Source organism: Halomonas sp. ND22Bw (assembly GCF_003011945.1).
GTDB classification, from domain to species: Bacteria; Pseudomonadota; Gammaproteobacteria; order Pseudomonadales; family Halomonadaceae; genus Halomonas; species Halomonas halophila.
In genome coordinates this window covers 1-261 of sequence record NZ_PXWD01001153.1, presented here as the reverse complement: position 1 = coordinate 261, position 261 = coordinate 1, and the positions used below count along the sequence as shown (strand labels likewise).

The window sequence follows — 261 nt, the reverse complement described above, 5'->3', positions numbered from 1 at the left end:
CGTGCCCTGCCACGTCAGGGTCCAGCCGCCCGAGGCCTGGCCGATGTCGTCGGCGTGGCCCGCGACCAGCACCCGCGCGCCCGCCCGGATCGGCAGGACCGAGCCCTCGTTCTTCAACAGCACCAGCGACTTGCGCACCGCCTCGCGGGCCAGGGCGCGGTGGGCGGGCGAGCCCAGTTCGTTCAGATGACCCTCGACCGGGCGGGCGTCGTTGAACAGGCCGGTCTTGACCTTGACCCGCAGGATGCGGCGCACGGCCTC

General features: G+C 73.6%; 1 pseudogene. It reads right to left on the bottom strand.

What is annotated here, in order from left to right:
* Positions 1-261 (bottom strand): annotated as a pseudogene (locus CVH10_RS21785) (glycoside hydrolase family 3 protein); the annotation flags it as partial.